Genomic DNA, 25,081 nt, shown 5'->3' with positions numbered 1-25,081 from the left:
ATGGCCATGAAACCTCTCTTCTCTTCTGCCTGGCAGCGACGCGCGGCGGCGCTCTGCGGATCACTCTTCCTGATGGTGGCAGCGGTCGCGCCGGCCAGCGCCGAGCGCATCAAGGATCTGGCGCAGGTGGGGGGCGTGCGTGGCAATGCGCTGGTGGGCTACGGCCTGGTGGTCGGCCTGGATGGCAGCGGCGACCGCACCAGCCAGGCGCCCTTCACCGTGCAGAGCCTGAAGAACCTGCTGGGCGAGCTGGGCGTGAACGTGCCGCCCAACGTCAACCCGCAGCTGAAGAACGTGGCGGCCGTGGCGATCCATGCCGAGCTGCCGCCCTTCGCCAAGCCGGGCCAGCCGATCGACATCACCGTGTCCTCGATCGGCAACGCCGTATCGCTGCGCGGCGGTTCGCTGCTGATGGCGCCGCTGCGCGGTGCCGATGGCCAGATCTATGCGATCGCGCAGGGCAACCTGATCGTCGGCGGCTTCGGTGCCCAGGGCAAGGATGGTTCGCGGGTCTCGGTGAATGTGCCCAGCGTGGGCCGCATTCCCAACGGCGCCACCGTCGAACGTGCGCTGCCGGACGTGTTCGGCGCCAGCGGCGAGATCACCCTGAACCTGCACAACAGCGATTTCACCACCGTCTCGCGGATGGTGGGCGCACTCAACAATGCCTTCGGCGAAGGCTCGGCCCGTGCTGTGGATGGCGGCACCGTCGCCGTGCGCGCACCGACCGATGCCGGCGCCCGCATCGGCCTGCTGGCGCGCATCGAGAACCTGGAACTGACGCCCGGCGCGGCCCCGGCCAAGGTCGTGGTCAATTCGCGCACCGGCACCGTGGTCATCGGCCAGCAGGTGCGCGTGGGCCCGGCGGCGATCTCGCACGGCTCGCTGACGGTCACCATCCAGGAGAACACCAACGTCAGCCAGCCCAACGCGTTCGCCGGCGGCCAGACCGTCGCCACCCCGCAGTCGACCATCACCGCCACCAACGATGGCAGCCGCATGTTCAAGTTCAACGGCGGCACCACCCTGGATGAAATCGTGCACGCGGTGAATGCCGTGGGCGCGGCGCCGGGCGACCTGATCGCGATCCTGGAAGCACTGAAGCAGGCCGGCGCCCTGAGCGCCGAACTCGAGGTGATCTGACATGCGCATTACGCCAGCATTTGAGCTGACGCCGGCCCAGCAGAACGATCCGGCAAAGATCGACAAGGTCGCGCGCCAGCTGGAAGGCCAGTTCGCGCAGATGCTGGTCAAGAGCATGCGCGATGCCAGCTTCGGCGATTCGCTGTTCCCGGGCGAGAACAAGATGTTCCGGGACATGTATGACCAGAAGATCGCCGAGGCGATGACCCGCGGCAAGGGGCTGGGCCTGTCCAGCATGATCACCCGCCAGCTGTCCGGCGCGCAGGCCGATGGCCCGGCGCTGGATACCCGGGTGGACCCGGCCAAGGCCAGCCGCGCCTACCAGCTCAATGCACCGGCGCAGGCACCGTCGTTGCCGTTGCAGGATGCCAGCCAGGCGGTGCGCATGCTGCAGCAGATGGCGGCCGGCAGCCAGGACGGCGCGCAGGCGTCGATCGATCCGCAGATCGCGCCGATGGAACAGGCCCTGGACCTGATCGCCGGCCGCGAGAGCAGCAGCATGCATCGCGCGATGGGCACCGATGACCCGTATGCCGGCGCCATCGGCGGCGCCGACTGGGCCGCCGGCAGCGACCAGTGGGCGCCCACCGCCAGCAACCGCGGCACCGGCACCAGCACCGATGCACTGGCCACCCGCAGCGCCGTCGCCCAGCTGGGCGCGCATACCCCCGAGGGCTTCGTGGCCAGCATCTGGCAGCACGCGCAGAGCGCGGCGAAGGAGCTGGGCGTGGACGCCCGCGCGCTGGTCGCCCAGGCCGCACTGGAAACCGGCTGGGGCAAGCGCCAGATCAAGCACGCCGACGGCAGCACCTCGCACAACCTGTTCGGCATCAAGGCCACCGGCTGGAAGGGCCAGAGCGCGACCGCCGGCACCCATGAGTATGTCGATGGCGTGCGCCGCAACGAAACCGCCAGTTTCCGCGCCTACAGCTCGCCGGCAGAGAGCTTCGCCGACTACGTGCGCCTGCTGAAGACCAGCCCGCGCTACCAGCAGGCGCTGCAGGCCGGCACCGACGTGCAGGGCTTCGCCCGCGGCCTGCAGCGGGCCGGCTATGCCACCGATCCGCGCTACGCGGCCAAGATCGCCGCCATCGCCGGTGGCCCGACCATCGAGCGCGCCGTGGCCGCCGTGGCCGATGCCGGCACGCGCCTTGGCCAGACCTTCGCCAGCACCGCAACCGCGGCGCTGGGTATCACCCGTCGTTGAGGAACCCCATGTCCAGCGTCCTTTCCACCGGTACCAGTGCCCTGCTCGCCTTCCAGCGTGCGTTGGCCACCACCAGCCATAACGTGGCCAACCTCAACACGCCCGGCTACAGCCGGCAGAAGGTCGACTTCGCCACCGCCGATCCGCAGAACTATGGATACGGCGACGTTGGCAACGGCACCCGCATCGTCGACATCCGCCGCGCAGCCGACCAGTTGGCGATCTCGCGCCTGCTCGACAGCAGCGGCGAACTGGCCCGCCTGAAGCAGCTTTCGGGCATGGCCGACCGCGTCGATGCGCTGTTCTCCGATGCCGCCACCAATGTGTCCGGTGTCTGGTCGAACTTCTTCGACACCGTCAGTGGCCTGTCGTCCAATGCCGCCGGCACCGCCGACCGGCAGAACATGCTGGATGGCGCCAAGGCATTGGCCAGCCGCTTCGGCCAGCTCAATACCCACCTGAACAATCTCAACGGCGAGGTCAACAACGGCCTGCTGGCCGGCGCCACCGAGATCAACCGGCTGGCATCGGAGATCGCGCAGATCAACGGTGCGATCGGTACCAACATCGCCAATGCCGCGCCGGACCTGCTGGACCGCCGCGACCAGCTGATCTCGCAGCTGATCGGTTACACCGGTGGCAGCGCGGTCATCCAGGACGGCGGCATCATGAATGTCTACACCGCCGGCGGCCAGGCGCTGGTGGTGGGCACGACGCCGTCCAAGGTCACCACCATTGCCGATCCCTACCAGCCCGAGCGCCTGCAGCTGGCGCTGCAGACCCAGGGCGGCACGATCACCCTGGACCCGAAGGCGGTCGGTGGCCAGATCGGCGGCATGCTGGAGTTCCGCGACACCGTGCTGACCCCGGCCCAGGCCGAACTGGGCAAGCTGGCCGTGGGCCTGGCCGAGACCTTCAACAGCACCCACCGCCAGGGCGTGGACCTGTACGGGCAGATGGGCGGCGACTTCTTCAACATCGGAACCCCGCGCGTGACCGGGCATTCCAGCAACACCGGCACCGGCTCGATCAGCGCCAGCTACGGTGACCTGGGCAAGCTGGAGTCGCAGAACATCGTGCTCAAGTTCGATGGCAGCAACTGGGCCGCCAGCCGTGCCGACACCGGCGCCAGCGTACCGCTGACCGGTACCGGCACCGCCGCCGATCCGCTGCGGATCAACGGTGTGGAACTGGTCATCGGCGGCACGCCGGCCGCCAACGACCGCTTCCTGCTGCAGCCCACCGCCGGCGTGGCCGGCAGCCTGGAGATGGCGATCACCGATCCGTCGCGGATCGCCGCCGCTGCGGCGATCAAGGGCGCCGCAGCGCTGGCCAACACCGGCACCGGCAAGCTCAGCGGGGTCAGCGTGACCGACGCGGCCAATGCCAACCTGCGCAACCCGGCTGCCATCGTGTTCACCTCGGCCACCACCTACACCATCGACGGCGGCCCGCCGCAGACCTATACGCCCGGCCAGACCATCAGCGCCAACGGCTGGAGCTTCGTGCTGGATGGCGCGCCGAAGACCGGCGACACCTTCAACATCACCCCGACCCCGGCCGGCTCGTCCGACAACAGCAATGCCACCCGGCTGTCCAAGGTCGAATCGGCCAAGGCCTTCAATGCCGGCACCGTGACCCTGGGCGGCGCCCTGGGCGGCCTGACCACCCAGGTCGGTGCCGCCGCACGCTCGGCCGAATACTCGCTGGGGGCACAGCAGGTCATCACCGACCAGGCGCAGCGCGCCCGCGACGAGGTGTCCGGGGTCAACCTGGATGAAGAGGCGGCCGACATGCTGCGCCTGCAGCAGGCCTACCAGGCCGCATCGCAGCTGATCTCCACCGCCGATTCCATGTTCCAGACCATCCTGGGAGCCGTGCGCCGATGAGCAACCGCATTTCCACTGGAATGATGTACAGCCAGTCGGTGGCGCTGATGATGGCCAAGCAGGCCAAGCTGAGCCATCTGGAACAGCAGATCGCCACCGGCAGCAAGATCGTCAGCGCCAAGGACGACCCGGTGGCCGCCGGCACCGCGGTCGGCCTGGACCGCAGCCTGGCGGCGCTGGAGCGCATGAAGCTCAACGGCAACAACGTGCAGAACCGCCTGGGCGTGCAGGAAAACACCCTGGCCCAGGTCAACGACCTGATGGCGCGCGTCAACGACCTGACCATCCAGGCCAGCAACCCGGCGCTCAGCGCGCCGGACAAGAAGACCCTGATCACCGAACTGAACCAGATCCGCGAGGGCCTGCTGTCGCTGGCCAACAGCAGCGATGGCACGGGCCGCTACGTGTTCGGCGGCACCAACGACAGCGATCCGCCGTTCGCCCGGATCGACGGCAAGATCGTCTACCGCGGTGACCAGACCCAGCGCCAGGTCGAGGTGGGCCCGGACACCTATGTGCGCGATGCATTGCCGGGCAGCGAGATCTTCCTGCGCATTCCCACCGGCGATGGCTTCGTCGACGGAAGCGCGGCAGCAGGCAATACCGGCAACGGCGTGCTGACCAACATCACCCGCGATGGCAGCGACAGCTGGAACGGGCAATCCTTCAGCGTGCGCTTCACCGCCGCCAACCAGTACGAAGTGCTCGATGCGGGCGGCAACGTGACCAGCACCGGCACCTACAAGGCCGGCGACGAGCTGGAGGTGAACGGTGTGCGCCTGCAGATCGCCGGTGCGCCCGCCGCCGGCGACAGCTTCAATGTGCAGGCCGCCAGCAGCCGCGACATCTTCGCCACCATGGACAAGCTGATCGCTGCGCTGGATGCCGACACCGGCACGCCGGCACAGATGGCCGCGCAGCAGAACGAACTGCAGAGCGCGCTGCGTGACGTGGCCCGCGCCGCCGAACGCATGATCGATTCGCGTGCCGCCGGCGGTTCGCAGTTGAAGGCGCTGGACAATGCCGCGGAGATGCGCGAATCCAACTCGGTCACGCTGAAGACCACGTTGTCGCAGATGCGCGATCTGGACTACGCCGATGCACTGAGCCAGTACCAGCTGGAAAGCACCGCGCTGCAGGCGGCGCAGACGCTGTTCTCGCAGATGCAGTCGATGTCGCTGTTCAACAAGATCGGCTGATTCACCGCGCCACTGCTGCACCCGAAGGCCGCGATGCCCTGCATCGCGGCCTTTTTCGTTTCTGCGGCCATGTACCGCTGCGCTCGCCGGGCATGGCCCGGCGCTACCGAAGGCTTGGCTCTGCCAACGCCGGGCATGGCCCGGCGCTACGGAAGGCTTGGCTCTGGTAACGACGGGCATGGCCCTGCGCTACGGAAGGCTTGGCTCTGGTAACGCCGCGCATGGCCCGGCGCTACCGAAGGCTTGGCTCTGGTAGCGCCGGGCCATGCCCGGCGGAGGTTGCGGGATCGCCCATCAAGCGCGGCCGGCCCCCGCCGATACCTCTTCCAGCGCCGGCCGGGCCCTGCCCGGCCGCCCTTCCGGGGGTCGCACAAACCCCGGAAAAACAGCCTTCCGCCACGAATTACGGCTTCCACGGAATTCCCGGCTAAAGGTTGTTGACAAAGCGCCGTTATTCATTTGGCAACGGCGAAGCACACAGCCAAACAAAAAACCAGGCGGCGCTTCGTTCCATTCACCAACGGGTTCCATATAAGAGGAGACGACCCCATGGCACAGGTAATCAACACCAATACGATGTCGCTCAACGCTCAGCGCAACCTGAGCACCAGCGGCAATTCGCTCGCCACCACCATCCAGCGCCTGTCCTCCGGCCTGCGCATCAACAGCGCGAAGGACGACGCCGCCGGCCTGGCCATCAGCGAGCGCTTCACCACCCAGATCCGTGGTCTGGACGTGGCCATCCGCAACGCCAACGACGGCATCTCGCTGGCCCAGGTCGCCGAGGGCTCGCTGAGCGAAGTGGGCAACAACCTGCAGCGCATCCGTGAACTGGCCGTGCAGTCCTCCAATGCCACCAACTCGGCCAGCGACCGCAAGGCGCTGCAGGCCGAAGTGACCCAGCTGGTCTCGGAAGTGGACCGCGTGGCCAAGCAGGCCGACTTCAACGGCACCAAGCTGCTGGACGGCAGCTTCACCAGCCAGCTGTTCCAGGTCGGCGCCAACGCCGGCCAGGCGATCGCCATCAACAGCGTGGTCAACGCCAAGGCCGACTCGCTGGGCGCAGCCACCTTCGCCAACGCCTACACCGGCACCAGCCTGGCCGCGGCCGACAAGGCGACCGCCGACACCACCTATTCCGGCCTGCAGATCACGGTGACCCCGCCGGGCGGCGCCGCCACCACGGTCACCGTCAACGACTTCACCGTGAAGGCAGGTGAATCGATCACCTCGGCCACCTCGGCCGCGATCAACAACAAGCTGGGCGAAACCGGCGTCATGGCCTCGGTCAACGCCGGCGTCATCAGCCTGTCTTCGGTCAAGGACGGCCAGACCTTCGCCCTGGGCGTCAGCGCCGCGACCCCGCCGGCCGGCGTCACCGCCGCGACCATCGCCGGCCTGGGCCTGACCCAGACCAGCACCGATGGCGGCCTGCTGACCGGTGCGACCAGCACCTTCGTCAAGGACCTGAACGTCACCACCGCCGAAGGCGCGCAGAAGGCGCTGTCGATCGTCGACAAGGCGCTGGAATCGGTCAACAGCGTGCGCGCCGACCTCGGCGCGATCCAGAACCGCTTCACCTCGGTGGTCGCCAACCTGCAGACCTCCTCGGAGAACCTGTCCGCATCGCGCAGCCGCATCCGCGATACCGACTTCGCCAAGGAAACCGCCGAGCTGACCCGCACCCAGATCCTGCAGCAGGCCGGTACGGCCATGCTGGCCCAGGCCAACCAGGTACCGCAGAACGTGCTCAGCCTGTTGCAGCGCTGACATGAGCCGCCCCCGGAGCACGTCGGGGGTGTCTAACCCAACTCACGTGCAACCGCTCAAGGACCTCTCCTCATGGCACAAGTCATCAACACCAACACGATGTCGTTGAATGCTCAGCGTAACCTGAGCACCAGCGGCAGCTCGCTGGCAACCACCATCCAGCGCCTGTCCTCCGGTTCGCGCATCAACAGCGCCAAGGACGATGCGGCCGGCCTGGCCATCTCCGAGCGCTTCGGCACCCAGATCCGCGGTACCGACGTGGCCATCCGCAATGCCAACGACGGCATCTCGCTGGCCCAGGTCGCCGAAGGTTCGCTGACCGAAATCGGCAACAACCTGCAGCGCGTCCGCGAACTGTCGGTGCAGGCCGCCAACGCCACCAACTCCGCCAGCGACCGCAAGGCGCTGCAGGCCGAAGTGACCCAGCTGGTCAGCGAAATCGACCGCGTCGCCAAGCAGTCGGACTTCAACGGCACCAAGCTGCTGGACGGTTCGTTCTCCAGCCAGCTGTTCCAGGTCGGTGCCAACGCCGGCCAGGCCATCGCCATCGACAAGACCATCGACGCCAAGGCCAACGCCCTGGGTGGCGCGCAGTTCGCCACCGGCGCCCTGGCCGTCACCGCGCCGGCCGACGGCACCACCGCCGGCACCATCACCGGCCTGTCGATCACCGACAGCAAGGGCAACGCCGTCAGCTTCGCCGACCTGAAGGTCGAAGCCACCGGCACCGCCGCTGGCACCCAGAAGGCGACGGCCACCGCGCTGTCGGCGGCGATCAATGCCAAGATCGGTGAAACCGGCGTCTATGCCGAAGTCAACGCGGCCGGCACCGGCGTGGACCTGACCTCGGTCAAGGACAGCGTGGACAAGGACGGCGCCTTCAAGGGCTTCGCCGTGGCCGTCACCGGTGGCACCTTCACCGCTGGCCAGACCGCTCCGGCGGTGGCTCCCAAGCAGTTCGCCGACAAGATCGACGTGTCCACCGTGAAGGGTGCACAGCAGGCGATGGAAGTGGTCGACAAGGCCCTGGGCGCGATCAACAGCACCCGCGCCGACCTGGGTGCGGTGCAGAACCGCTTCACCTCGGTGGTGGCCAACCTGCAGACCTCCTCGGAGAACCTGTCGGCATCGCGCAGCCGCATCAAGGACACCGATTTCGCCAAGGAAACCGCTGAGCTGACCCGCACCCAGATCCTGCAGCAGGCCGGTACGGCCATGCTGGCCCAGGCCAACCAGGTGCCGCAGGGCGTGCTGAGCCTGCTGCGCTAAGCGCTTCCGTTCCACCACCGGGCGTCGCCGCAGGCGGCGCCCGGCTCCTGATACACGTTTCACCTTCGCCAAAGGAAAAGCACCATGGCACAAGTCATCAACACCAACACGATGTCGTTGAATGCTCAGCGCAACCTGAGCACCAGCGGCAGCTCGCTGGCAACCACCATCCAGCGCCTGTCCTCCGGTTCGCGCATCAACAGCGCCAAGGACGATGCGGCCGGCCTGGCCATCTCCGAGCGCTTCGGCACCCAGATCCGCGGTACCGACGTGGCCATCCGCAATGCCAACGACGGCATCTCGCTGGCCCAGGTCGCCGAAGGTTCGCTGACCGAAATCGGCAACAACCTGCAGCGCGTCCGTGAACTGTCGGTGCAGGCCGCCAACGCCACCAACTCCGCCAGCGACCGCAAGGCGCTGCAGGCCGAAGTGACCCAGCTGGTCAGCGAAATCGACCGCGTCGCCAAGCAGTCGGACTTCAACGGCACCAAGCTGCTGGACGGTTCGTTCTCCAGCCAGCTGTTCCAGGTCGGTGCCAACGCCGGCCAGGCCATCGCCATCGACAAGACTATCGACGCCAAGGCCAATGCCCTGGGTGGCGCGCAGTTCGCAACGGCAACGGCCGATGTCGGCGGCGCCGACGACGTCGATACCGCTGTCGCGGCCTTCACCATCACCGACAGCAAGGGCACGGTCGTCAATTTTGACGCGATGACCGTGAAGAGCGTCGGTGACGCAGCAGCCAACGCGATCGCCGCTGGCAAGGCCGTTGCCACCGCCATCAACGCCAAGATCGGCGAAACCGGCGTCTATGCAGAAACGGACGCGGCCGGTGCCCTCACCCTGACCTCGGTCAAGGACAGCGTCAACAGCGCCGGCGTCGCCACCGCGTTCACCTCCACCATCGCCGGTTTCGCCGCCGGTGCTGCTGCGACCAACCAGTACGCCGACAAGATCGACGTGTCCACCGTGAAGGGTGCACAGCAGGCGATGGAAGTGGTCGACAAGGCCCTGGGTGCGATCAACAGCACCCGCGCCGACCTCGGTGCGATCCAGAACCGCTTCACCTCGGTGGTGGCCAACCTGCAGACCTCCTCGGAGAACCTGTCGGCGTCGCGCAGCCGCATCAAGGACACCGACTTCGCCAAGGAAACCGCTGAGCTGACCCGCACCCAGATCCTGCAGCAGGCCGGTACGGCCATGCTGGCCCAGGCCAACCAGGTGCCGCAGGGCGTGCTCAGCCTGCTGCGCTGATCCACGGCAACAAGGCGCCGCGGCCGTCGGATCACTTCGACGGCCGCGGCAACCGGAATGCCGCGGCGCTCACAGGCGCGGGCCATGCCCGGCCCGGGACGTTTCCCGAACCGGCTTGGCATCGCCCGCCCCTGCGGACCTCTCTTTCAGCGCTGTACTTTTGACTGTACGCACCGGGCGGCTTCGTCTCCCCCCGATTGTTCAGTAGCCTGATCCCTCCCCTGCGTTTGGGGGAGGGTTTTTTGCAGACTCCCGGCAGCCTGCGGTGAACCCACCCGCACCCTGCCCCAGACCTCCTGCAACCGGCGTGCCAGAACCGTCCACTGAATCCGTGGCACGGCGCATGCATCAACGAAGTCCTCAAGACCCGGCGGCGCAGGCCGCTATTTTCGTTGACGACGGGCCGCCGCATGACGGCCGGGCCCGGATACCAGGAGAAACGACGTGGCAGACTTTGGATACGGTGGCATCGGCTCAGGGCTGGATATCTCCAGCATCGTCAACCAGCTGGTCGCGGCCGACCGCAAGCCAGCCGACAACGCGCTGAACCTGCAGCAGTCCAAGACCAAGATGCAGCTGTCGTCGCTCGGCACCGTCACCGCGGCCTTCGACAAGCTGAAGACCGCGCTGACCGCGCTGAAGGCCACCACCGCCTTCGACACCCGCACCGTCACTGCAACCGGCAAGGCCGGCCCCAACAACGCCGACGACGTGCTGACCGCGTCGGTGGCGCTGTACGACCTCGGCACCAGCAAGGCCGCCGCGTCCAACGGCACCCACAAGATCGAGGTGAAGAACCTGGCATCGGCGCACAAGCTGATCGCCGACACCTCGGTGCCCAAGACCGATACCTTCGGTGCCGGAACCTTGACGCTGACGGTGGGCGTGGGTGACAAGGCCAAGACCATGAACATCGAGGTCGAGGCAGGCGACACCCTGACCACGGTACGCAACAAGATCGATGCCGCCGGCCGCAAGGAAGGCGTGCAGGCCACGCTGATCAGCTCCGGCGACAACCAGTACCTGTCGATCGCCCAGGAGAAGACCGGCGCGGCCAGCGCGATCAAGCTGGAGTATGGCGGCAGCGATCCGAAGCTGGGCGCCCTGGTCGGCAGCCTGAAGGAAAACAGCCCCGCCACCGACGCGCGGCTGACCATCGACGGCGTGGAAGTGGTGAGCGCCAGCAACACCGTGGCCGATGCGGTGCCGGGCCTGACCCTGAACCTGAAGACGCCGGGGCTCAGCACCGTCACCATCAGCACCGACACCACCGCCGCGACCAAGGTGATGCAGGAGTTCGTCACCGCCTACAACGCGGCCATCGCGGCGATCAACACCGAAACCAAGTACGACCAGAAGACCAAGGAAGCGGCGGCGCTGACCGGCGACGCGCAGATGCGCGGTGCGATCGCCCAGCTGCGTTCGACGATGTCCGGCGTGCTCAAGGACCTGGCCGGTGACCAGCTGGATGCCAAGGCGCTGGGCCTGCAGACGCGCGGCTACCCCAATGCCGATGGCACCCTGGTGCTGGACAGCACCAAGTTCGCAGCCGCCCTCGCCGCGCAGCCGGAGAAGATCCGCCAGGCGGTCACCGGCGATACCGGTGGCGCCGGCCGCCTGTACTCGCTGGTGGACGGCTATGTGAGCACCACGGTCGGCAAGGAAGGCGCCTTCGTTGCCCGCACCAAGGGCCTGAACAGCACCCTGGACAACATCGACAAGCGGCGCAAGGACCTGGACGCGCGCATGGTCGGCGTCGAGGCCCGCTACAAGAAGCAGTTCGTGGCGCTGGACAGCCTGATGGGCAAGCTGCAGCAGAGCAACACCGCGCTGCAGCAGCAGCTGGCCCAGTTGAACCGCTGAGGAATCGCGCGCGGCGCTCAAGTTTGGCGCCGTACGCACCGATAACGGACGCAACAGCAATCATCGCAGTGCCGGTGCCAACGGTCTTCCCGATCCGTCGCCGGCACCCAGCGCATAGGGAGAATCACGAATGTACGGTTCCAGCCGTCAGTACGCCGAGCAATACCGCCAGGTGGGTGTGACCAGCGCGGTCGCCGATGCCGACCCGCACAAACTGGTGGCGCTGCTGCTGTCGGGCGCACTGGAGCGCGTGCGTCGTGCGCAGGCCACCCTGGAGCGTGGCGACCAGGCCGGCAAGGGCAAGGCGATCGGCGAGGCCTGTGCGATCGTCGCCCACCTGAACGGCTCGCTGGACCATGAAGCCGGCGGCGAGATCGCCGGCAACCTGTCGGCGCTGTACGACTACCTGCTGCAACGCCTGACCGAAGCCAACCTGCACAACGACCGTGCCGCGCTGGACGAGTCGCTGCAGCTGCTGGGTGAGATCGACGGCGCCTGGAATGCCATCCCGCACGAGCAGCGCCGCGCGGCCGCGGTGGCACCATGAGCCTGCTGGAACTCAACGCGCAGCTGGATGCCTTCGAGAAGGCCCTGGGCGAAGAAGCCTTCGAGCACGCAGACAGCCTGCTCGATGGCCATGACAGCACCCTGCATGCGCTGCTGAGCCAGCCGCTGACCGCCGCCGACCACGCCCCGCTCTCGGCCCTGCTGGAACGCCAGCAGAGCCTGCTGGGCCTGCTGCGCCAGCGCCGCGACGCGGTGTCGGTGCAGATGCAGGATGGCCGTCGCTCGCTTCGCGCCGCGCATGCCTACCTGCAGGCAGAATCGCTGGCATGACCGTGCTGCCGACCACCTCCCTGCACCATCCCGCCGAGAGCGAGCTGTTCGACGAAACGCTCAGCTGCGAACTGGCCCTGCCGGCCGAGTTCCAGGCCGGCAGCGCGATGGGCCGCACCAGCAGCGCCGAAGGCCTGCTGCGCAGCCTGGCGCTGGTCGAGGACAGCCGTGTCGACGAGCATGACGAACGCACCGAAGCCAGCCTGCAGCTGCAGCGACTGGAAGCGAAGATGGACCTGACCATGGTGCTGCTGGGCCGCCTGGTCCGCCAGCAGGGCCAGGAGCTGACCCTGCGCCCGGTGCGCTGGTCGCGTCGCGGCATCCGTCTGCAGCTGGGGCCGCGCAGCGGCGCCAGCGCCGGCCAGGCCGGCGTGGTCCGGCTGCAGCCCAGCGACTGGCTGCCGGACCATATCGACCTGCCGGTGGAAGTCATCGCCGAAGCCGCCGACGGCGGTGGCGGCCATTACCTGTGGCTGCGCTTCCATCGCCTCGGCGATGGCCTGGAGATGGCGATGGAGCGGCACCTGTTCCGGCTGCACCGGCGCCAGGTGGCCGAAGCGCGCCGCGCGCGTTGAAACCTGCCATCCTGACGGCGGACCGGCGGCCCTTGGCGGGTCCGTTCAGCTAAGTTAAGGTGGACCCCCCTCCCCAACCTCCAGCGTGCCTGTGCGAGTTCTCATCGTCGACGATCACACCCTGGTTCGCGCCGGCCTGGCGCGGCTGCTGCAGGGGTTTGCCGACGTGCAGCTGGTGGCCGAGGCCAGCAATGCCGAACAGGCCCTGCAGATGGCCCTGCAGCACGCCCCGGATGTGGTGCTGATGGACCTGTCACTGCCCGGTCGTACCGGCCTGGAAGCACTGAGCGACATCCGCCTGCGTGCGCCGGGAACCCGCGTGGTGATGATGACCATGCATGACGATGCGGCGCATGTGCGCGATGCGCTGGATCGCGGCGCGGTCGGTTTCGTGGTCAAGGATGCCGCCCCGCAGGAGCTGGAACTGGCGCTGCGCGCCGCGCACGCCGGCCAGGTGTTCCTGAGCCCGCAGATCTCGGCCAAGATGCTGGCGCCGATGCTCGGCCGCGAGAAGCCGACCGGCATTGCGGCACTGTCGCCGCGCCAGCGCGAGATCCTGCGACGCATCGGCAAGGGAGAGAGCAACAAGGAAATCGCCGCCGATCTCGGCATCAGCGTCAAGACGGTGGAGACCCACCGCGCGCGCATGATGGAATCGCTCGGCTGCCGCCGCGCCAACGATCTGCTGTTGCTGGCCGCGCGCCACCAGCACGAGCTGGAATGACCGCTGGCGCCGAAAAGCCGTCACCCTGACAGCACCTGACGGAAATACGTACACGGCGTACCGCCGCTGACACGGCGCTTCCACCACGAATCAACGGGTTAGCCGGGCCAATCGTCAAGAACCCGCACCGGAGTAGGGAATTTCCCTACACCCTGTCGGGAACACCACCAAAGGCCTCAGGAACCCCCCGATTCCGCGCCCGCCGGATCAAAAGCAAGATGTGTTCCACAAGGCGTCGGGGAGCGGCGCCGGGGAACCACGATGAAGGCTGCACTTTCCACCCAACTGGGCCAACACCTCCACCTGACGCCGCAGCTGCTGCAGTCGATCCGGCTGTTGCAGCTGGACGGTCTGCACCTGGAACAGGAAATCCAGCGCCTGCTGGACTCCAACCCGCTGCTTGAGATCGAGGACGCCGAGGCCCCAGCGGCCGAGGCCACCGAGGCCGCGGCCACCACGCTGGAAACGGCCGCATTCGACGAGCTGCCCGAGTCGTCGATGTGGGACGTGGCCGGCACCAGCTGGCAGGACGGCGACGACGACCGCATGGCGCGCATCGCCGCCGGCGAATCCAGCGACCCCCAGCTGCGCGTGCTGCAGCGCCTGGCGCTGGACCTGGACGATCGCGAACTGGCGGTGGCCGCATTCTGGCTGGAGCACTGCGACGATGCCGGTTACCTGCAGGCGCCGCTGGCACAGCTGCAGCTGCTGGCCAGCGCCCAGTTCGACATCGATGCCGACGGCGTCGAAGCCATCCGCCAGTGCCTGCTGCAGGGCGACCCGGCCGGCATGGCCGCGCAGGACCTGCGCGAATGCCTGCTCGCGCAGCTGTGCAGCCTGCACGGCGTGGTGCCTGCGCGGCACCTGGCCGCACGCATCCTGGACGGCGCGCTGGATGCACTGGCCGCGCACGACTACCCCGCCCTCGCCCGCCAGCACGACGCCGAGCTCGACGACGTACGCGAAGCGGTGCGCCTGATCCTGTCGCTGCAGCCGCGCCCCGGCGACAGCCTGCTGCCCGAGCGCAACGCCGCGGTGGTGCCCGATGTGGTCGCCTGGCACGCCGACGAGCAGTGGAAGGTAGCGCTGAACCCGGCCACCAGCCGCCGCGTGTCGATCAACAGCCAGTACGAACAGGCGCTGGCCGACAGCAGCGAGACCGCCCCGGCACTGCGCGAGATGCTGCAGGAAGCGCGCTGGTTCAGCCGCGGCCTGTCGATGCGCTATGACACCCTGCTGCGCACCGCGCGGGTGATCGTCGAGCGCCAGGCCGCCTTCCTGGTGCGTGGCGAGGAAGCCATGGCCCCGCTGACCCTGAAGGAGGTGGCCGAGGAAATCGGCATGCACGAGTCCACCGTCTCGCGCATCACCACCGGCAAGTACCTGCAGACCCCGCGCGGCACCTTTGAACTGAAACACTTCTTCGCCGTGCGCCTGGAAGGCGCCAGCGTCTCCGGGCAGGCGGTCAAGGCCATGGTGCGGCGCCTGATCGATGCCGAACCGGCCGGCCGGCCGCTGGCCGACGAAGCCATCGCCGGGCTGCTGTCGCGGCAGGGAGTGAACATTGCCCGTCGAACCGTCGCAAAATACCGCGAACAACTGGATATCGCCCCGGCCCGCGAACGGCGCCGGCTCAGCGCCAGGCAACCGCAGCTGGCCCGGGTGGGCTGAAAAGGATGTTGGACATGAACAAGCTCACAGTCCTGCTGGTCGATGACCACGAGGGCTTCATCAATGCCGCCATGCGCCATTTCCGCAAGATCGACTGGCTGCAGATCGTCGGCAGCGCCGGCAACGGCCTGGAAGCGATCGAGCGCTCCGAGAGCCTGCGCCCGCAGGTGGTGCTGATGGACCTGGCGATGCCGGAGATGGGCGGCCTGCAGGCCACCCGCCTGATCAAGTCGCAGGACGATGCACCGTACATCGTGATTGCCAGCCACTTCGACGACGTCGAGCACCGCGAGCACGCGCTGCGCGCCGGTGCCGACAACTTCGTCAGCAAGCTGTCCTACATCCAGGAAGTCATGCCGATCCTGGAAGGCCTCAAGGAGGAACGGTCGTGAGCGAATCGCGCATCCTGGTACTGGACAACGACGCCGTGCGTGCCGAGCGCACCGTGGCGCTGCTGGAATTCATGGACTTCAACCCGCGCTGGGTCTCCGACGCAGCCGACTTCGACCTCGGCCGCCAGCGCCAGAACGACTGGATGGCCGTGATCGTCGGCAGCCTGGACGACAGTGCCGCCAGCACCGCGCTGTACGCCTGGCTGGGCGGCAGCAGCCTGCCGCCGCCGGTGCTGCTGGCCGATGGCGAGGCTGCCGCCTTTGCCCAGCAGCACGGCCTGCACGAAGCCAACATCTGGCCGCTGGAAGCCCCGCTGCGCCACGCGCAGATGGAAGCCCTGCTGCGCCGCGCCAGCCTCAAGCGCCTGGACGCCGAGCACCAGGCCGGCGCGGTGCAGGAGCAGGGCCCGACCGGCAACGGTCCGGCGGTGAGCGAACTGCGCATGATGATCGAGCAGGTGGCTGCCTTCGACACCACCGTGCTGGTGCTGGGGGAATCGGGCACCGGCAAGGAAGTGGTCTCGCGCAGCATCCACCAGCGCTCGCCGCGTCGCGATGGCCCGTTCGTGGCGATCAACTGCGGCGCAATCCCGCCCGACCTGCTGGAAAGTGAACTGTTCGGTCACGAAAAGGGCGCTTTCACCGGTGCGCTGAGCGCGCGCAAGGGCCGCTTCGAGATGGCCGAAGGCGGCACCCTGCTGCTCGACGAGATCGGCGACATGAGCCTGCCGATGCAGGTCAAGCTGCTGCGCGTGCTGCAGGAGCGCAGCTTCGAGCGCGTGGGTGGCAACCAGACCATCCGCTGCAACGTGCGGGTGATCGCTGCGACCCATCGCGATCTGGAAAGCCGCATCGCCGATGGCAAGTTCCGCGAGGATCTGTTCTATCGTCTCAATGTGTTCCCGATCGAGGTGCCTGCGCTGCGCGAGCGCCGCGAGGACCTGCCGGCGCTGGTGGAGACCATCGCCGCGCAGCTGGCGCGCACCGGCCGCGGTGAAGTGCGCTTCACCCCCGAGGCGCTGCAGGCCCTGGCCGGTTACGAATGGCCGGGCAACGTGCGCGAACTGACCAACCTGGTCGAGCGCCTGGCCGTGCTGCACCCGGGTGGTTCGGTGCGCGTGCAGGACCTGCCGGCCCGCTACCGTGGCGATGCCGCGCTGGCCGCCCCGGCCGTCGTCGCCGCACCGGCACCGGCTGCCGCCAGCGAGGAACGCCTGGACCTGCGCAGCTTCTCCTTCCACACCCCGGGCAGTGGCGGCCAGCCGGCGCTGGAGCACGGCATCGCCGTGAACCGTGGCGCGGCGCCGGCGGCGCTGCCCGACGATGGCCTGGACCTGCGCAATCACATGGCCAGCATCGAACTGGGGCTGATCAACGAAGCACTGGAACGCACCCAGGGCGTGGTCGCCCACGCCGCCCAGCTGCTCGGCCTGCGCCGCACCACCCTGGTGGAAAAGCTGCGCAAGTACGGCATCGAACGCGAGTCGGCCGAACTGGCCAGCTGACGCGCGTCGCCAGCATGAAGGGGGCACGAACGCCTGGGCTTGCCCGGGCGTTGGTGTTTGTGGCGCGGTGGTTTCACCCGCGGCCTGCTTGCCCCTGCATTTGCATGTTTTCCTAGAGACAACGCAATCGCAGTGCGCAGCATGGCAAGGACACCCCAACGAGGTTCCGCCATGCATCGCCTGACCCTGCTTGCCGCCCTGCTCTGCCCGGCCGTGGCCACCGCCGCCGACTGCACCCTGCCCACGACGCTGGAGCAGCGCCAGTTCACCAACCTCAGCGACCCGCTGTACGCACCGGACAACCCCAACGCCGGGCGCATGGTGCAGGTCAGCTTCGCCGCCAGCCAGTACGTGCTGGACGTTCTCGGCACCGAGCTGCGCATCGGCGGCAGCTACCGCTACCAGCGCCTGGCCCCGCATATCGCCGAAATCCGGATGACCGAAGCCCACCCGGCCGGCCCCGCCCACTACACCCTGCTGCTGACCTGCCTGAGCAACCGCCAGGGCCGTTTCATCTACACCCAGCACGACGGCCCCATCGCACCGCGCCAGCGCCAGAATTCCGGCCACTGGACCCTGCAGCCCTAGGCCAGAAATCCGACGCCGGTTAAATGGCGCCGCCAATGGCGGTCAGCGCCCGTTGCGTCGCACCGGGACCCGCCCCGGTGCCGACCAGAACGTGTCGACCCAGGTCGACACTCACCAAGAGCAGTTCATGCCCTTCCGGCCGCAGCGGGAAACTGTCGAAGGCGGGGTGGGTCCGGTTGCGGGGGCGTGAGCCGCATGGATGCGGCGACCGAGCTTACATGGACGTACTTGCAGCGTCCCCCGCAACCGGACCCACCCCGCCAACCCACGGGCAGCCCGCTTTTGACGTTGACGTTGACGTTGACGTGGCGTCGGCGGGTGCAGGGCGCCGCCCTGCCAGCCCCCCCACACCCTCACCTCACTGAATCGAAAACCGGTTTCGGCACGGCACTTGCACCTGCTCCAGCAGACACCCCCATCCCTGTTTCTGGAACCGTTGCAGATGTCCCACTCCGTCACTTCGATCCTTTCCCAGATCCGCTCCTATCAGACCCAGATGGGACAGCCAGCGCTCAACCCGCTGGCCGAAGCGCCGCGTAGCAATGCCCTGCCGGGCACGGTGCTGGATGCGCCGCAGGTCCAGCCTGCCAGCTTCACCGAAACCCTGCGCGGCGCCATCGCCGGCGTCAACGACGCACAGCAGAAATCCGGCGCGCTGGCCAAGGCCTTCGAACTGGGCGAGCCCGGTGCCGACCTGGCCAAGGTGATGGTCGCCTCGCAGCAGTCCCAGATCGCCTTCCGCGCCACCGTGGAAGTCCGCAACCGTCTCGTCCAGGCCTACCAGGACGTGATGAACATGCCGCTGTAAGGATAGAACCGCATGGCCCTGTCGCTCTCCAAGGAATCCCTGAACGCCGAAAAGGCGGGCCAGTGGTTCGATCGGCTGCAAAGCCTGCAGATCACCCGTCGGCTCGGACTGATGGCAATGATTGCCGTGGCCGTAGCGGCCGGGCTGTTCGTGTTCTTCTGGTCGCAGAAGCCGGGCATGGTGCCGCTGTACACCGGCCTGGACCAGAAGGCCACCGCTGAAGCGACCGACCTGCTGCGCGCCGCACAGATCCCGTTCCAGCTGGATCCGGCCACCGGCGGCATCACCGTGCCGGAGAAGAACCTGCATGACGCCCGCCTGAAGCTGGCCGGCTCGGGCCTGACCGACAGCGGCAAGCTGGGCTTCGAGCTGATGGAACGCGATCCCGGCTTCGGCGTCAGCCAGTTCGTCGAAAGCGCGCGCTACCAGCATGCGCTGGAAACCGAGCTGTCGCGCACCATCAATACGCTGCGCCCGGTGCGCGATTCGCGCGTGCACCTGGCCATTCCCAAGCCCAGCGCGTTCACCCGCCAGCGTGACGTGGCCAGTGCCTCGGTCACCCTGGAACTGCGCGGCGGCCAGCAGCTGGAACGCAGCCAGGTCGACGCCATCGTGCACATGGTGGCCGCTGCCATCCCGGACCTGGCGCCGGAACGGGTGACCGTGGTTGACCAGAGCGGGCGCATGCTCAGCGTCAGCGACCCGAACAGCGAAGCGGCGGTCAACGCGGCCCAGTTCGAACAGGTGCGCCGCCAGGAAACCTCGTTCAACCAGCGCATCCGCGAGCTGCTGGAACCGATGACCGGCCCCGGCCGGGTCAATCCGGAAGTGAGCGTGGACATGGATTTCTCGGTGACCGAGGAAGCCCGCGAACTGTACAACGGTGAACCGCAGAAGCTGCGCAGCGAGCAGATGAGCGAGAACACCACCAGCACCCCGGGCCCGCAGGGCGTACCGGGTGCGGCCAGCAACAGTCCGCCGGGCCAGGCCGCCGCACCGGCCACCGCGCAGGCACCGACCGAGAGCAGCAAGAACGCCACCCGTAACTACGAGCTGGACCGTACCCTGCAGCACACCCGTCAGCCGGCCGGCCGCATCAAGCGCGTGTCGGTGGCGGTGCTGGTGGACAACGTGCCGCGCGCCGGTGCCAACGGCAAGGTCGCACCGCAGCCGCTGTCGGCGGCCGAGCTGACCCGCGTCGAAGCCCTGGTCAAGCAGGCGGTGGGCTTCAACGCCGAACGCGGCGACACCGTGTCGGTGATGAATGCCCCGTTCGTGCGCGATACCACGCCGGTCGAAGGCCCGGCCTGGTGGGAGCTGCCGTGGGTACACGATGCCGGCCGCATGCTGCTGGGGGCGGTGGTGGTGCTGGCCCTGCTGTTCGGCGTGCTGCGCCCGGCGCTGCGCGGGATCACCGGCCAGACCCGGAAGAACGACGAACTTGCACTGGAGCCGCATAGCGCGGACGTGCAGCTGGTGGATGACGATGGGCTCCCGCTGCCGGCGCTGGGCGCCGACCGGGTCAGCCTGGCCGGGCCGGATGCATTGGCCCTGCCGGTGGATTCTTATGAGGAACGACTGCGGATGGCGCGTGAAGCCGTGAAGACCGACTCCAAGCGCGTGGCCCAGGTGGTCAAGGGCTGGGTGGCCAATGACTGAGGTCGCGCAACTGACCGGCGTGCAGCGCGCCGCGGTCCTGCTGCTGTCGCTGGGTGAACTGGACGCGGCCGAAGTGCTGCGCCACATGGAGCCCAAGGAGGTGCAGAAGATCGGCATCGCCATGGCCACCATGTCCGACATCACCCGCGAGCAGGTGGAACGGGTCATGGACCAGTTCAGCCAGGAACTGGGTTCGAAGACCTCGCTCGGCGTGGGCTCGGACGACTACATCCGCAACATGCTGGTGCAGGCGCTGGGCAGCGAGAAGGCCGGCAACCTGATCGACCGCATCCTGCTGGGGCGCAACACCACCGGCCTGGATGCGCTGAAGTGGATGGACCCGCGTGCGGTGGCCGACCTGGTGCGCAACGAGCATCCGCAGATCATCGCGATCGTGATGGCGCACCTGGAAACCGACCAGGCCGCCGATGCACTGAAGCTGCTGCCCGAACGCACCCGTGTCGACGTGCTGCTGCGCATCGCCACCCTGGACGGCATTCCGCCGAACGCGCTGAACGAACTCAACGAGATCATGGAACGCCAGTTCGCCGGCAACCAGAACCTGAAGTCGTCCAACATCGGCGGCGTGCAGTGCGCGGCCAACATCCTCAACTTCATGGACAGCGGCCAGGACCAGGCCATCCTCGGCGAGATCGCCCGCATCGACGCACCGCTGAGCGGCCGCATCCAGGACCTGATGTTCGTGTTCGACGACCTGGTGGACCTGGACGACCGCGAAATGCAGCTGGTGCTGCGCGAAGTCAGCGGCGAACGGCTGGGCCTGGCCCTGCGCGGCGCCGACATCAAGGTGCGCGACAAGATCACCCGCAACATGTCCCAGCGTGCGGCCGAGATCCTGCTGGAAGACATGGAAGCGCGTGGCCCGGTGCGCCTGTCCGACGTGGAAGGCGCGCAGCGCGAGATCCTGGCCATCGTCAAGCGCATGGCCGATGAGGGCACCGTCACCATCGGCGGCAGCGCGGAGGCGATGCTGTGAGCAACGTCGTGCGCTGGCTTGCCCCGGACCTGCTGGCCCAGCCCGAACCGGTGCTGGAGCAGGACGATGCCTTCGAACTCACCGAGCCGGACCCGGAACATGCGCCGGAGCCGCCGCTGCAGCTGCCCACGCTTGAAGAGATCCAGGCGATCCAGGACAGCGCCGAGAAGGAAGGCTTCGACCACGGCCACGCCGAAGGCTTCAGCCAGGGCCAGGCCGAAGTGCGCCGCCTGGTGGCGCAGATCGAAGGCATCCTGGACAACTTCGGCCGCCCGCTGTCGCGCCTGGAGAACGAAGTGGTGGGCGCGCTCGGCGAACTGGCCGTGCGCATCGCCGGCGCCCTGGTCGGCCGTGCCTACGAGGCCGAGCCGGCGCTGCTGTCGCAGCTGGTCGGCGAAGCGATCGACGCCGTCGGCGGCAGCAGCCGCGAAGTGGAAGTCCGCCTGCACCCTGATGACATCACCGCGCTCGCTCCGCTGTTGACCCTGTCGCCGCAGCAGCGCCTGGTGCCCGATACCAGCCTGAGCCGCGGCGACCTGCGCGTGCATGCCGAGGCCGTGCGCATCGATGGCACGCTGGAAGCGCGCCTGCGCGGCGCACTGGATGCGGTGATCCGCCAGACCGGAGCCAGCGCATGAACACCGCACCGCAACCCGGCGCCGCCCCGGCCGACTGGGCCGTTGCCCGCAACCTGCGCCTGGCCAACCGCCTGGACGGCCTGAAAGTGGACACCGCGCACGGCCGCGGCCTGATCCGCGAAGGCGTGCTGCGCCGTGCCGTCGGCCTGACCCTGGAAGCGGTCGGCTGCGAAGCGCCGCTGGGTGCCAGCTGCAAGGTGGAAGTGGTCGACGGCGGCTGGGTCGATGCCGAGGTGGTCGGCTTCGCCGGTGAACGCACTTACCTGATGCCCAGCGCTGAACTGCACGGCCTGCTGCCCAACGCGCGGGTGGTGCCGTCGGCCCGGCGTGGCGGCGTGGAGGTGGGCGAAGGCCTGCTCGGCCGCGTCATCGACAGCGATGGCGTGCCGCTGGACGGCAAGGGCCCGATCCGCGCCGAAGGCCATGTCGGCATGGCGGGCGTGTCGATCAACCCGCTGGCGCGCGAACCGATCACCCAGCCGCTGGACGTGGGCGTGCGCGCGATCAACGCACTGCTGCCGATCGGCCGCGGCCAGCGTGTCGGCCTGTTCGCCGGTTCCGGCGTCGGCAAATCGACACTGCTGGGCATGATGACCCGCTACACCGCCGCCGACGTGATCGTGGTCGGCCTGATCGGCGAGCGTGGCCGCGAAGTGCGCGATTTCGTCGAAAGCACCCTGGGCGAGGAAGGCCTGCGCCGTGCGGTGGTGGTGGCCAGCCCGGCCGACCGCCCGCCGCTGGCCCGCCTGCACGGCGCCTACCGCGCGACCGCCATCGCCGAATGGTTCCGCGACCAGGGCCTGAACGTCCTGCTGCTGATGGATTCGCTGACCCGCTTCGCCCAGGCGCAGCGCGAGATCGGCCTGTCGGTCGGTGAGCCGCCCACCACCCGTGGCTACCCACCGTCGGTGTTCGCCAAACTGCCGGCACTGGTGGAGCGCGCCGGCAACGGTGCCAAGGGCCGCGGCTCGATCACCGCGTTCTACACCGTGCTGACCGAAGGCGACGATCCGCAGGATCCGATTGCCGACGCCGCACGCGCCATCCTCGATGGCCACATCCTGCTCTCGCGCCGGGTGGCCGACAGTGGCCTGTACCCGGCGATCGACGTCGAATCGTCGGTCAGCCGTGTGGTCACGGAAATCGCCGACGAACCGTGGCGCCTGCGCATCCGCAAGCTCAAGCGCCTGGTCTCGGCCTATTCGGCCAACCGCGACCTGATCGCCATCGGCGCCTACCAGCGCGGCAACGATGCGGCCACCGACGAAGCCCTGGAGCGCTGGCCGGAAATCACGGAATTCCTTGGCCAGGACGTCGCCAAGGCCGCAGATCTACCGCACAGCCAGGCCGCCCTGCAGCGCCTGGTGGAACACGAGAACGAGAGGCTGTCATGATCCAGTCCAAGCGCATCGACCCGTTGCTGAAGCGCGCCCAGGAGCACGAGGATGCCGTCGCCCGCGATCTGGCCGAACGCCAGACCGTGCTCGACACCCATCTGTCGCGCCTGGACGAACTCCGGCGCTATGCCGAGGAGTATGCGAACGCACAGATGGCCGCGACCAGCCCGGCGCAGCTGTTGAACCGCCGTGCCTTCCTGGACCGCCTGGACAGCGCAGTGGAGCAGCAGCAGCAGACCGTCAACGGCAACCGCGAGAAGGTGGAAGCCGAGCGCGCGCGCCTGATCCTGGCCAGCCGTGACAAGGCCGTGCTTGAGCAGTTGGCGGCCAGCTACCGCGCGCAGGAAAAGGTGGTGACCGACCGCCGCGACCAGCGCGAGATGGACGATATCGGCGCACGCCGCGCACGCCTGGCGCAGTCCGGAGACCAGGATGATGGCGAGCAGGGAGGCCGGCCGTGATGCCCTCGCCTCTGGGCAGCAACGGCGCTGCCCCCACCCCGGGCGGCAGCGCCACCGGCAGCGCCACGGGCGCGCCACGCAGCAGCTCCGGCAAGGCGTTCGGCCAGATGCTGCAGGACGGTACCGGCGCGGCCGGCACGGCGCCCGCGCCGCCAAAACCCGGCGCCGGCACGTCACCCGCCCCGGGCACGCCGGCGGCGGGCAGCGATGGCGACGCCAACAGGCCGCCACGGGACCCCGCCGGCAGTGAGCCGGCTGCGGCCGAGGCCACCGCGCCCGCCCCTGCTGCGCCGGCAGCGCCGCCCGCAGCGACCGACAAGGACAGCGCCGCCGACGTGGAGGATGCGCCGTGGCCGCCACTGGGACTGGCCGGGCTGGTGCTGGCCGTGCCCAGCGGCGTGGAACCGGTGCCGGTGGCGCCGCAGGGTGCGGCCGCGGCTGCCGGCAGCGCTGGATTGCCCGCCGCAGGCGCAACGTTGCCGGCGACGGCACTGGCAGGCACCGCATCCACCGCCACGCCGATGGCGGCGGATGCGGCAACGTCCGCTGCCGGCGACGCCGAAGCCAGCGGCCTGCCGCTGCCCGAGCTGATCACGGCCGCGACCGGCCTGGATCGCGCCGACGACGCCGACGGTCTGCAGATCGGCGATCGCACGCCACCGGCGCCGCTGCAACCGCCGCTTCCCGCGGCCCTGCAGGATCTGAAGGCTGCGCTGGTCAACAACAGCATCTTCAGCGGCGAACCCACGCCCAAGCCGGTGCTCGGCGACGATGGGTTCGACCAGGCCATCGGTGCACGCATCGGCTGGTTGGCCGAACAGAAGATCGGCCATGCGCATATCCGTCTCAACCCGGAAGACCTGGGGCCGGTCGATGTGCGCCTGCAGATGAACGGCGACAAGGTCCACGCCAGTTTCAGCAGCCCGCATGTGGATGTGCGCCAGGCACTGGAAAGCAGCCTGCCCCGGCTGCGCGAACTGCTCGGCGAACAGGGCTTCCAGCTGGCCCATGCCGACGTCGGCCACCAGGCCCCGGGCGGCGACGGCAATCCGTCAGGCGCGTCCGCCGGCCGTGGCGGCTCCGGCCGTGACGGAGAACCGTCACCGGGCGACACCACCGTGTCGGCCGCGCAGCTGATCCGCCAGCGCGGCCTGCTGGACGCCTACGCGTAACCGGTAGCGCCGGGCCTGGCCCGGCACTACCGACGGAATTCCGTCGCAACACCTCCCCGCCGT

At 68.4% G+C, this 25,081-nt stretch carries 23 protein-coding genes; all 23 read left to right on the top strand.

Annotated features, from left to right (window positions below; all coding sequences use genetic code 11):
• A complete protein-coding gene (locus Q5Z10_RS10900; RefSeq protein ID WP_303639090.1) occupies window positions 1-1,143 on the top strand; it encodes a flagellar basal body P-ring protein FlgI in 1,143 nt (380 codons plus the stop codon).
• 1 nt (window position 1,144) lies between these two features.
• On the top strand, window positions 1,145-2,350 hold the full coding sequence (gene flgJ, locus Q5Z10_RS10895; protein ID WP_303639089.1) for a flagellar assembly peptidoglycan hydrolase FlgJ: 1,206 nt from the start codon (window positions 1,145-1,147) through the stop codon (window positions 2,348-2,350).
• 8 nt (window positions 2,351-2,358) lie between these two features.
• Entirely contained in the window at window positions 2,359-4,239 is a 1,881-nt protein-coding gene (gene flgK, locus Q5Z10_RS10890) for a flagellar hook-associated protein FlgK (protein ID WP_303639088.1), read from the top strand.
• The gene (gene flgL, locus Q5Z10_RS10885) at window positions 4,236-5,438 is read left to right on the top strand and encodes a flagellar hook-associated protein FlgL (protein WP_303639087.1); all 1,203 of its coding nucleotides are present in this window, start codon (window positions 4,236-4,238) and stop codon (window positions 5,436-5,438) included. The genes flgK and flgL overlap by 4 nt, the downstream gene beginning before the upstream one ends.
• A 549-nt stretch (window positions 5,439-5,987) precedes the next feature.
• Window positions 5,988-7,208, top strand: a complete 1,221-nt coding sequence (locus Q5Z10_RS10880) for a flagellin (RefSeq protein ID WP_303639086.1) — start codon at window positions 5,988-5,990, stop codon at window positions 7,206-7,208.
• A 72-nt stretch (window positions 7,209-7,280) separates the two neighbouring features.
• Window positions 7,281-8,477 carry a flagellin gene (locus tag Q5Z10_RS10875; RefSeq protein WP_303639085.1) on the top strand — a complete coding sequence of 399 codons (1,197 nt, stop codon included), beginning with the start codon at window positions 7,281-7,283 and terminating at the stop codon, window positions 8,475-8,477.
• An 84-nt stretch (window positions 8,478-8,561) separates the two neighbouring features.
• Complete coding sequence (locus Q5Z10_RS10870; RefSeq protein ID WP_303639084.1) at window positions 8,562-9,731, top strand: flagellin; 1,170 nt, start codon at window positions 8,562-8,564, stop codon at window positions 9,729-9,731.
• 444 nt (window positions 9,732-10,175) lie between these two features.
• Window positions 10,176-11,594 carry a flagellar filament capping protein FliD gene (gene fliD / locus Q5Z10_RS10865; RefSeq protein ID WP_303639083.1) on the top strand — a complete coding sequence of 473 codons (1,419 nt, stop codon included), beginning with the start codon at window positions 10,176-10,178 and terminating at the stop codon, window positions 11,592-11,594.
• Between the two features lie 130 nt (window positions 11,595-11,724).
• Window positions 11,725-12,141 (top strand): flagellar export chaperone FliS, encoded by a 417-nt coding sequence (gene fliS / locus Q5Z10_RS10860; protein WP_303639082.1) that lies wholly within the window; start codon window positions 11,725-11,727, stop codon window positions 12,139-12,141.
• Window positions 12,138-12,431, top strand: a complete 294-nt coding sequence (locus tag Q5Z10_RS10855) for a hypothetical protein (protein WP_303639081.1) — start codon at window positions 12,138-12,140, stop codon at window positions 12,429-12,431. Before fliS ends, Q5Z10_RS10855 begins: the two co-directional genes overlap by 4 nt.
• Window positions 12,428-13,006 (top strand): PilZ domain-containing protein, encoded by a 579-nt coding sequence (locus Q5Z10_RS10850; protein ID WP_303639080.1) that lies wholly within the window; start codon window positions 12,428-12,430, stop codon window positions 13,004-13,006. The genes Q5Z10_RS10855 and Q5Z10_RS10850 overlap by 4 nt, the downstream gene beginning before the upstream one ends.
• Window positions 13,007-13,097: 91 nt before the next feature.
• Window positions 13,098-13,730: a response regulator gene (locus Q5Z10_RS10845; protein ID WP_303639171.1), complete on the top strand. Its 633-nt coding sequence runs from the start codon at window positions 13,098-13,100 to the stop codon at window positions 13,728-13,730.
• A 261-nt stretch (window positions 13,731-13,991) separates the two neighbouring features.
• Complete coding sequence (rpoN, locus tag Q5Z10_RS10840; protein WP_303639079.1) at window positions 13,992-15,401, top strand: RNA polymerase factor sigma-54; 1,410 nt, start codon at window positions 13,992-13,994, stop codon at window positions 15,399-15,401.
• A gap of 14 nt (window positions 15,402-15,415) precedes the next feature.
• Window positions 15,416-15,793, top strand: coding sequence for a response regulator (locus Q5Z10_RS10835; protein ID WP_303639078.1), 378 nt, complete (start codon window positions 15,416-15,418; stop codon window positions 15,791-15,793).
• Complete coding sequence (locus tag Q5Z10_RS10830; protein ID WP_303639077.1) at window positions 15,790-17,298, top strand: sigma-54 dependent transcriptional regulator; 1,509 nt, start codon at window positions 15,790-15,792, stop codon at window positions 17,296-17,298. The genes Q5Z10_RS10835 and Q5Z10_RS10830 overlap by 4 nt, the downstream gene beginning before the upstream one ends.
• 171 nt (window positions 17,299-17,469) lie before the next feature.
• The gene (locus Q5Z10_RS10825; RefSeq protein WP_303639076.1) at window positions 17,470-17,886 is read left to right on the top strand and encodes a hypothetical protein; all 417 of its coding nucleotides are present in this window, start codon (window positions 17,470-17,472) and stop codon (window positions 17,884-17,886) included.
• A 442-nt stretch (window positions 17,887-18,328) separates the two neighbouring features.
• The gene (gene fliE / locus Q5Z10_RS10820; protein ID WP_303639075.1) at window positions 18,329-18,694 is read left to right on the top strand and encodes a flagellar hook-basal body complex protein FliE; all 366 of its coding nucleotides are present in this window, start codon (window positions 18,329-18,331) and stop codon (window positions 18,692-18,694) included.
• 12 nt (window positions 18,695-18,706) lie between these two features.
• Window positions 18,707-20,353 carry a flagellar basal-body MS-ring/collar protein FliF gene (gene fliF, locus Q5Z10_RS10815; protein ID WP_303639074.1) on the top strand — a complete coding sequence of 549 codons (1,647 nt, stop codon included), beginning with the start codon at window positions 18,707-18,709 and terminating at the stop codon, window positions 20,351-20,353.
• Between the two features lie 10 nt (window positions 20,354-20,363).
• The gene (gene fliG, locus Q5Z10_RS10810; protein WP_303639170.1) at window positions 20,364-21,350 is read left to right on the top strand and encodes a flagellar motor switch protein FliG; all 987 of its coding nucleotides are present in this window, start codon (window positions 20,364-20,366) and stop codon (window positions 21,348-21,350) included.
• Entirely contained in the window at window positions 21,347-21,988 is a 642-nt protein-coding gene (locus tag Q5Z10_RS10805; protein WP_303639073.1) for a FliH/SctL family protein, read from the top strand. The genes fliG and Q5Z10_RS10805 overlap by 4 nt, the downstream gene beginning before the upstream one ends.
• Window positions 21,985-23,382: a flagellar protein export ATPase FliI gene (gene fliI / locus Q5Z10_RS10800; protein ID WP_303639072.1), complete on the top strand. Its 1,398-nt coding sequence runs from the start codon at window positions 21,985-21,987 to the stop codon at window positions 23,380-23,382. The genes Q5Z10_RS10805 and fliI overlap by 4 nt, the downstream gene beginning before the upstream one ends.
• The gene (fliJ, locus tag Q5Z10_RS10795; RefSeq protein ID WP_303639071.1) at window positions 23,379-23,846 is read left to right on the top strand and encodes a flagellar export protein FliJ; all 468 of its coding nucleotides are present in this window, start codon (window positions 23,379-23,381) and stop codon (window positions 23,844-23,846) included. Before fliI ends, fliJ begins: the two co-directional genes overlap by 4 nt.
• Window positions 23,846-25,018 carry a flagellar hook-length control protein FliK gene (locus Q5Z10_RS10790; RefSeq protein WP_303639169.1) on the top strand — a complete coding sequence of 391 codons (1,173 nt, stop codon included), beginning with the start codon at window positions 23,846-23,848 and terminating at the stop codon, window positions 25,016-25,018. Before fliJ ends, Q5Z10_RS10790 begins: the two co-directional genes overlap by 1 nt.
• Window positions 25,019-25,081: the final 63 nt, after the last annotated feature.

Origin of the sequence: Stenotrophomonas sp. 704A1 (assembly GCF_030549525.1) — a bacterium.
Taxonomy (GTDB): domain Bacteria; phylum Pseudomonadota; class Gammaproteobacteria; order Xanthomonadales; family Xanthomonadaceae; genus Stenotrophomonas; species Stenotrophomonas tuberculopleuritidis.
This window is presented reverse-complemented; position numbering and strand designations above follow the sequence as displayed.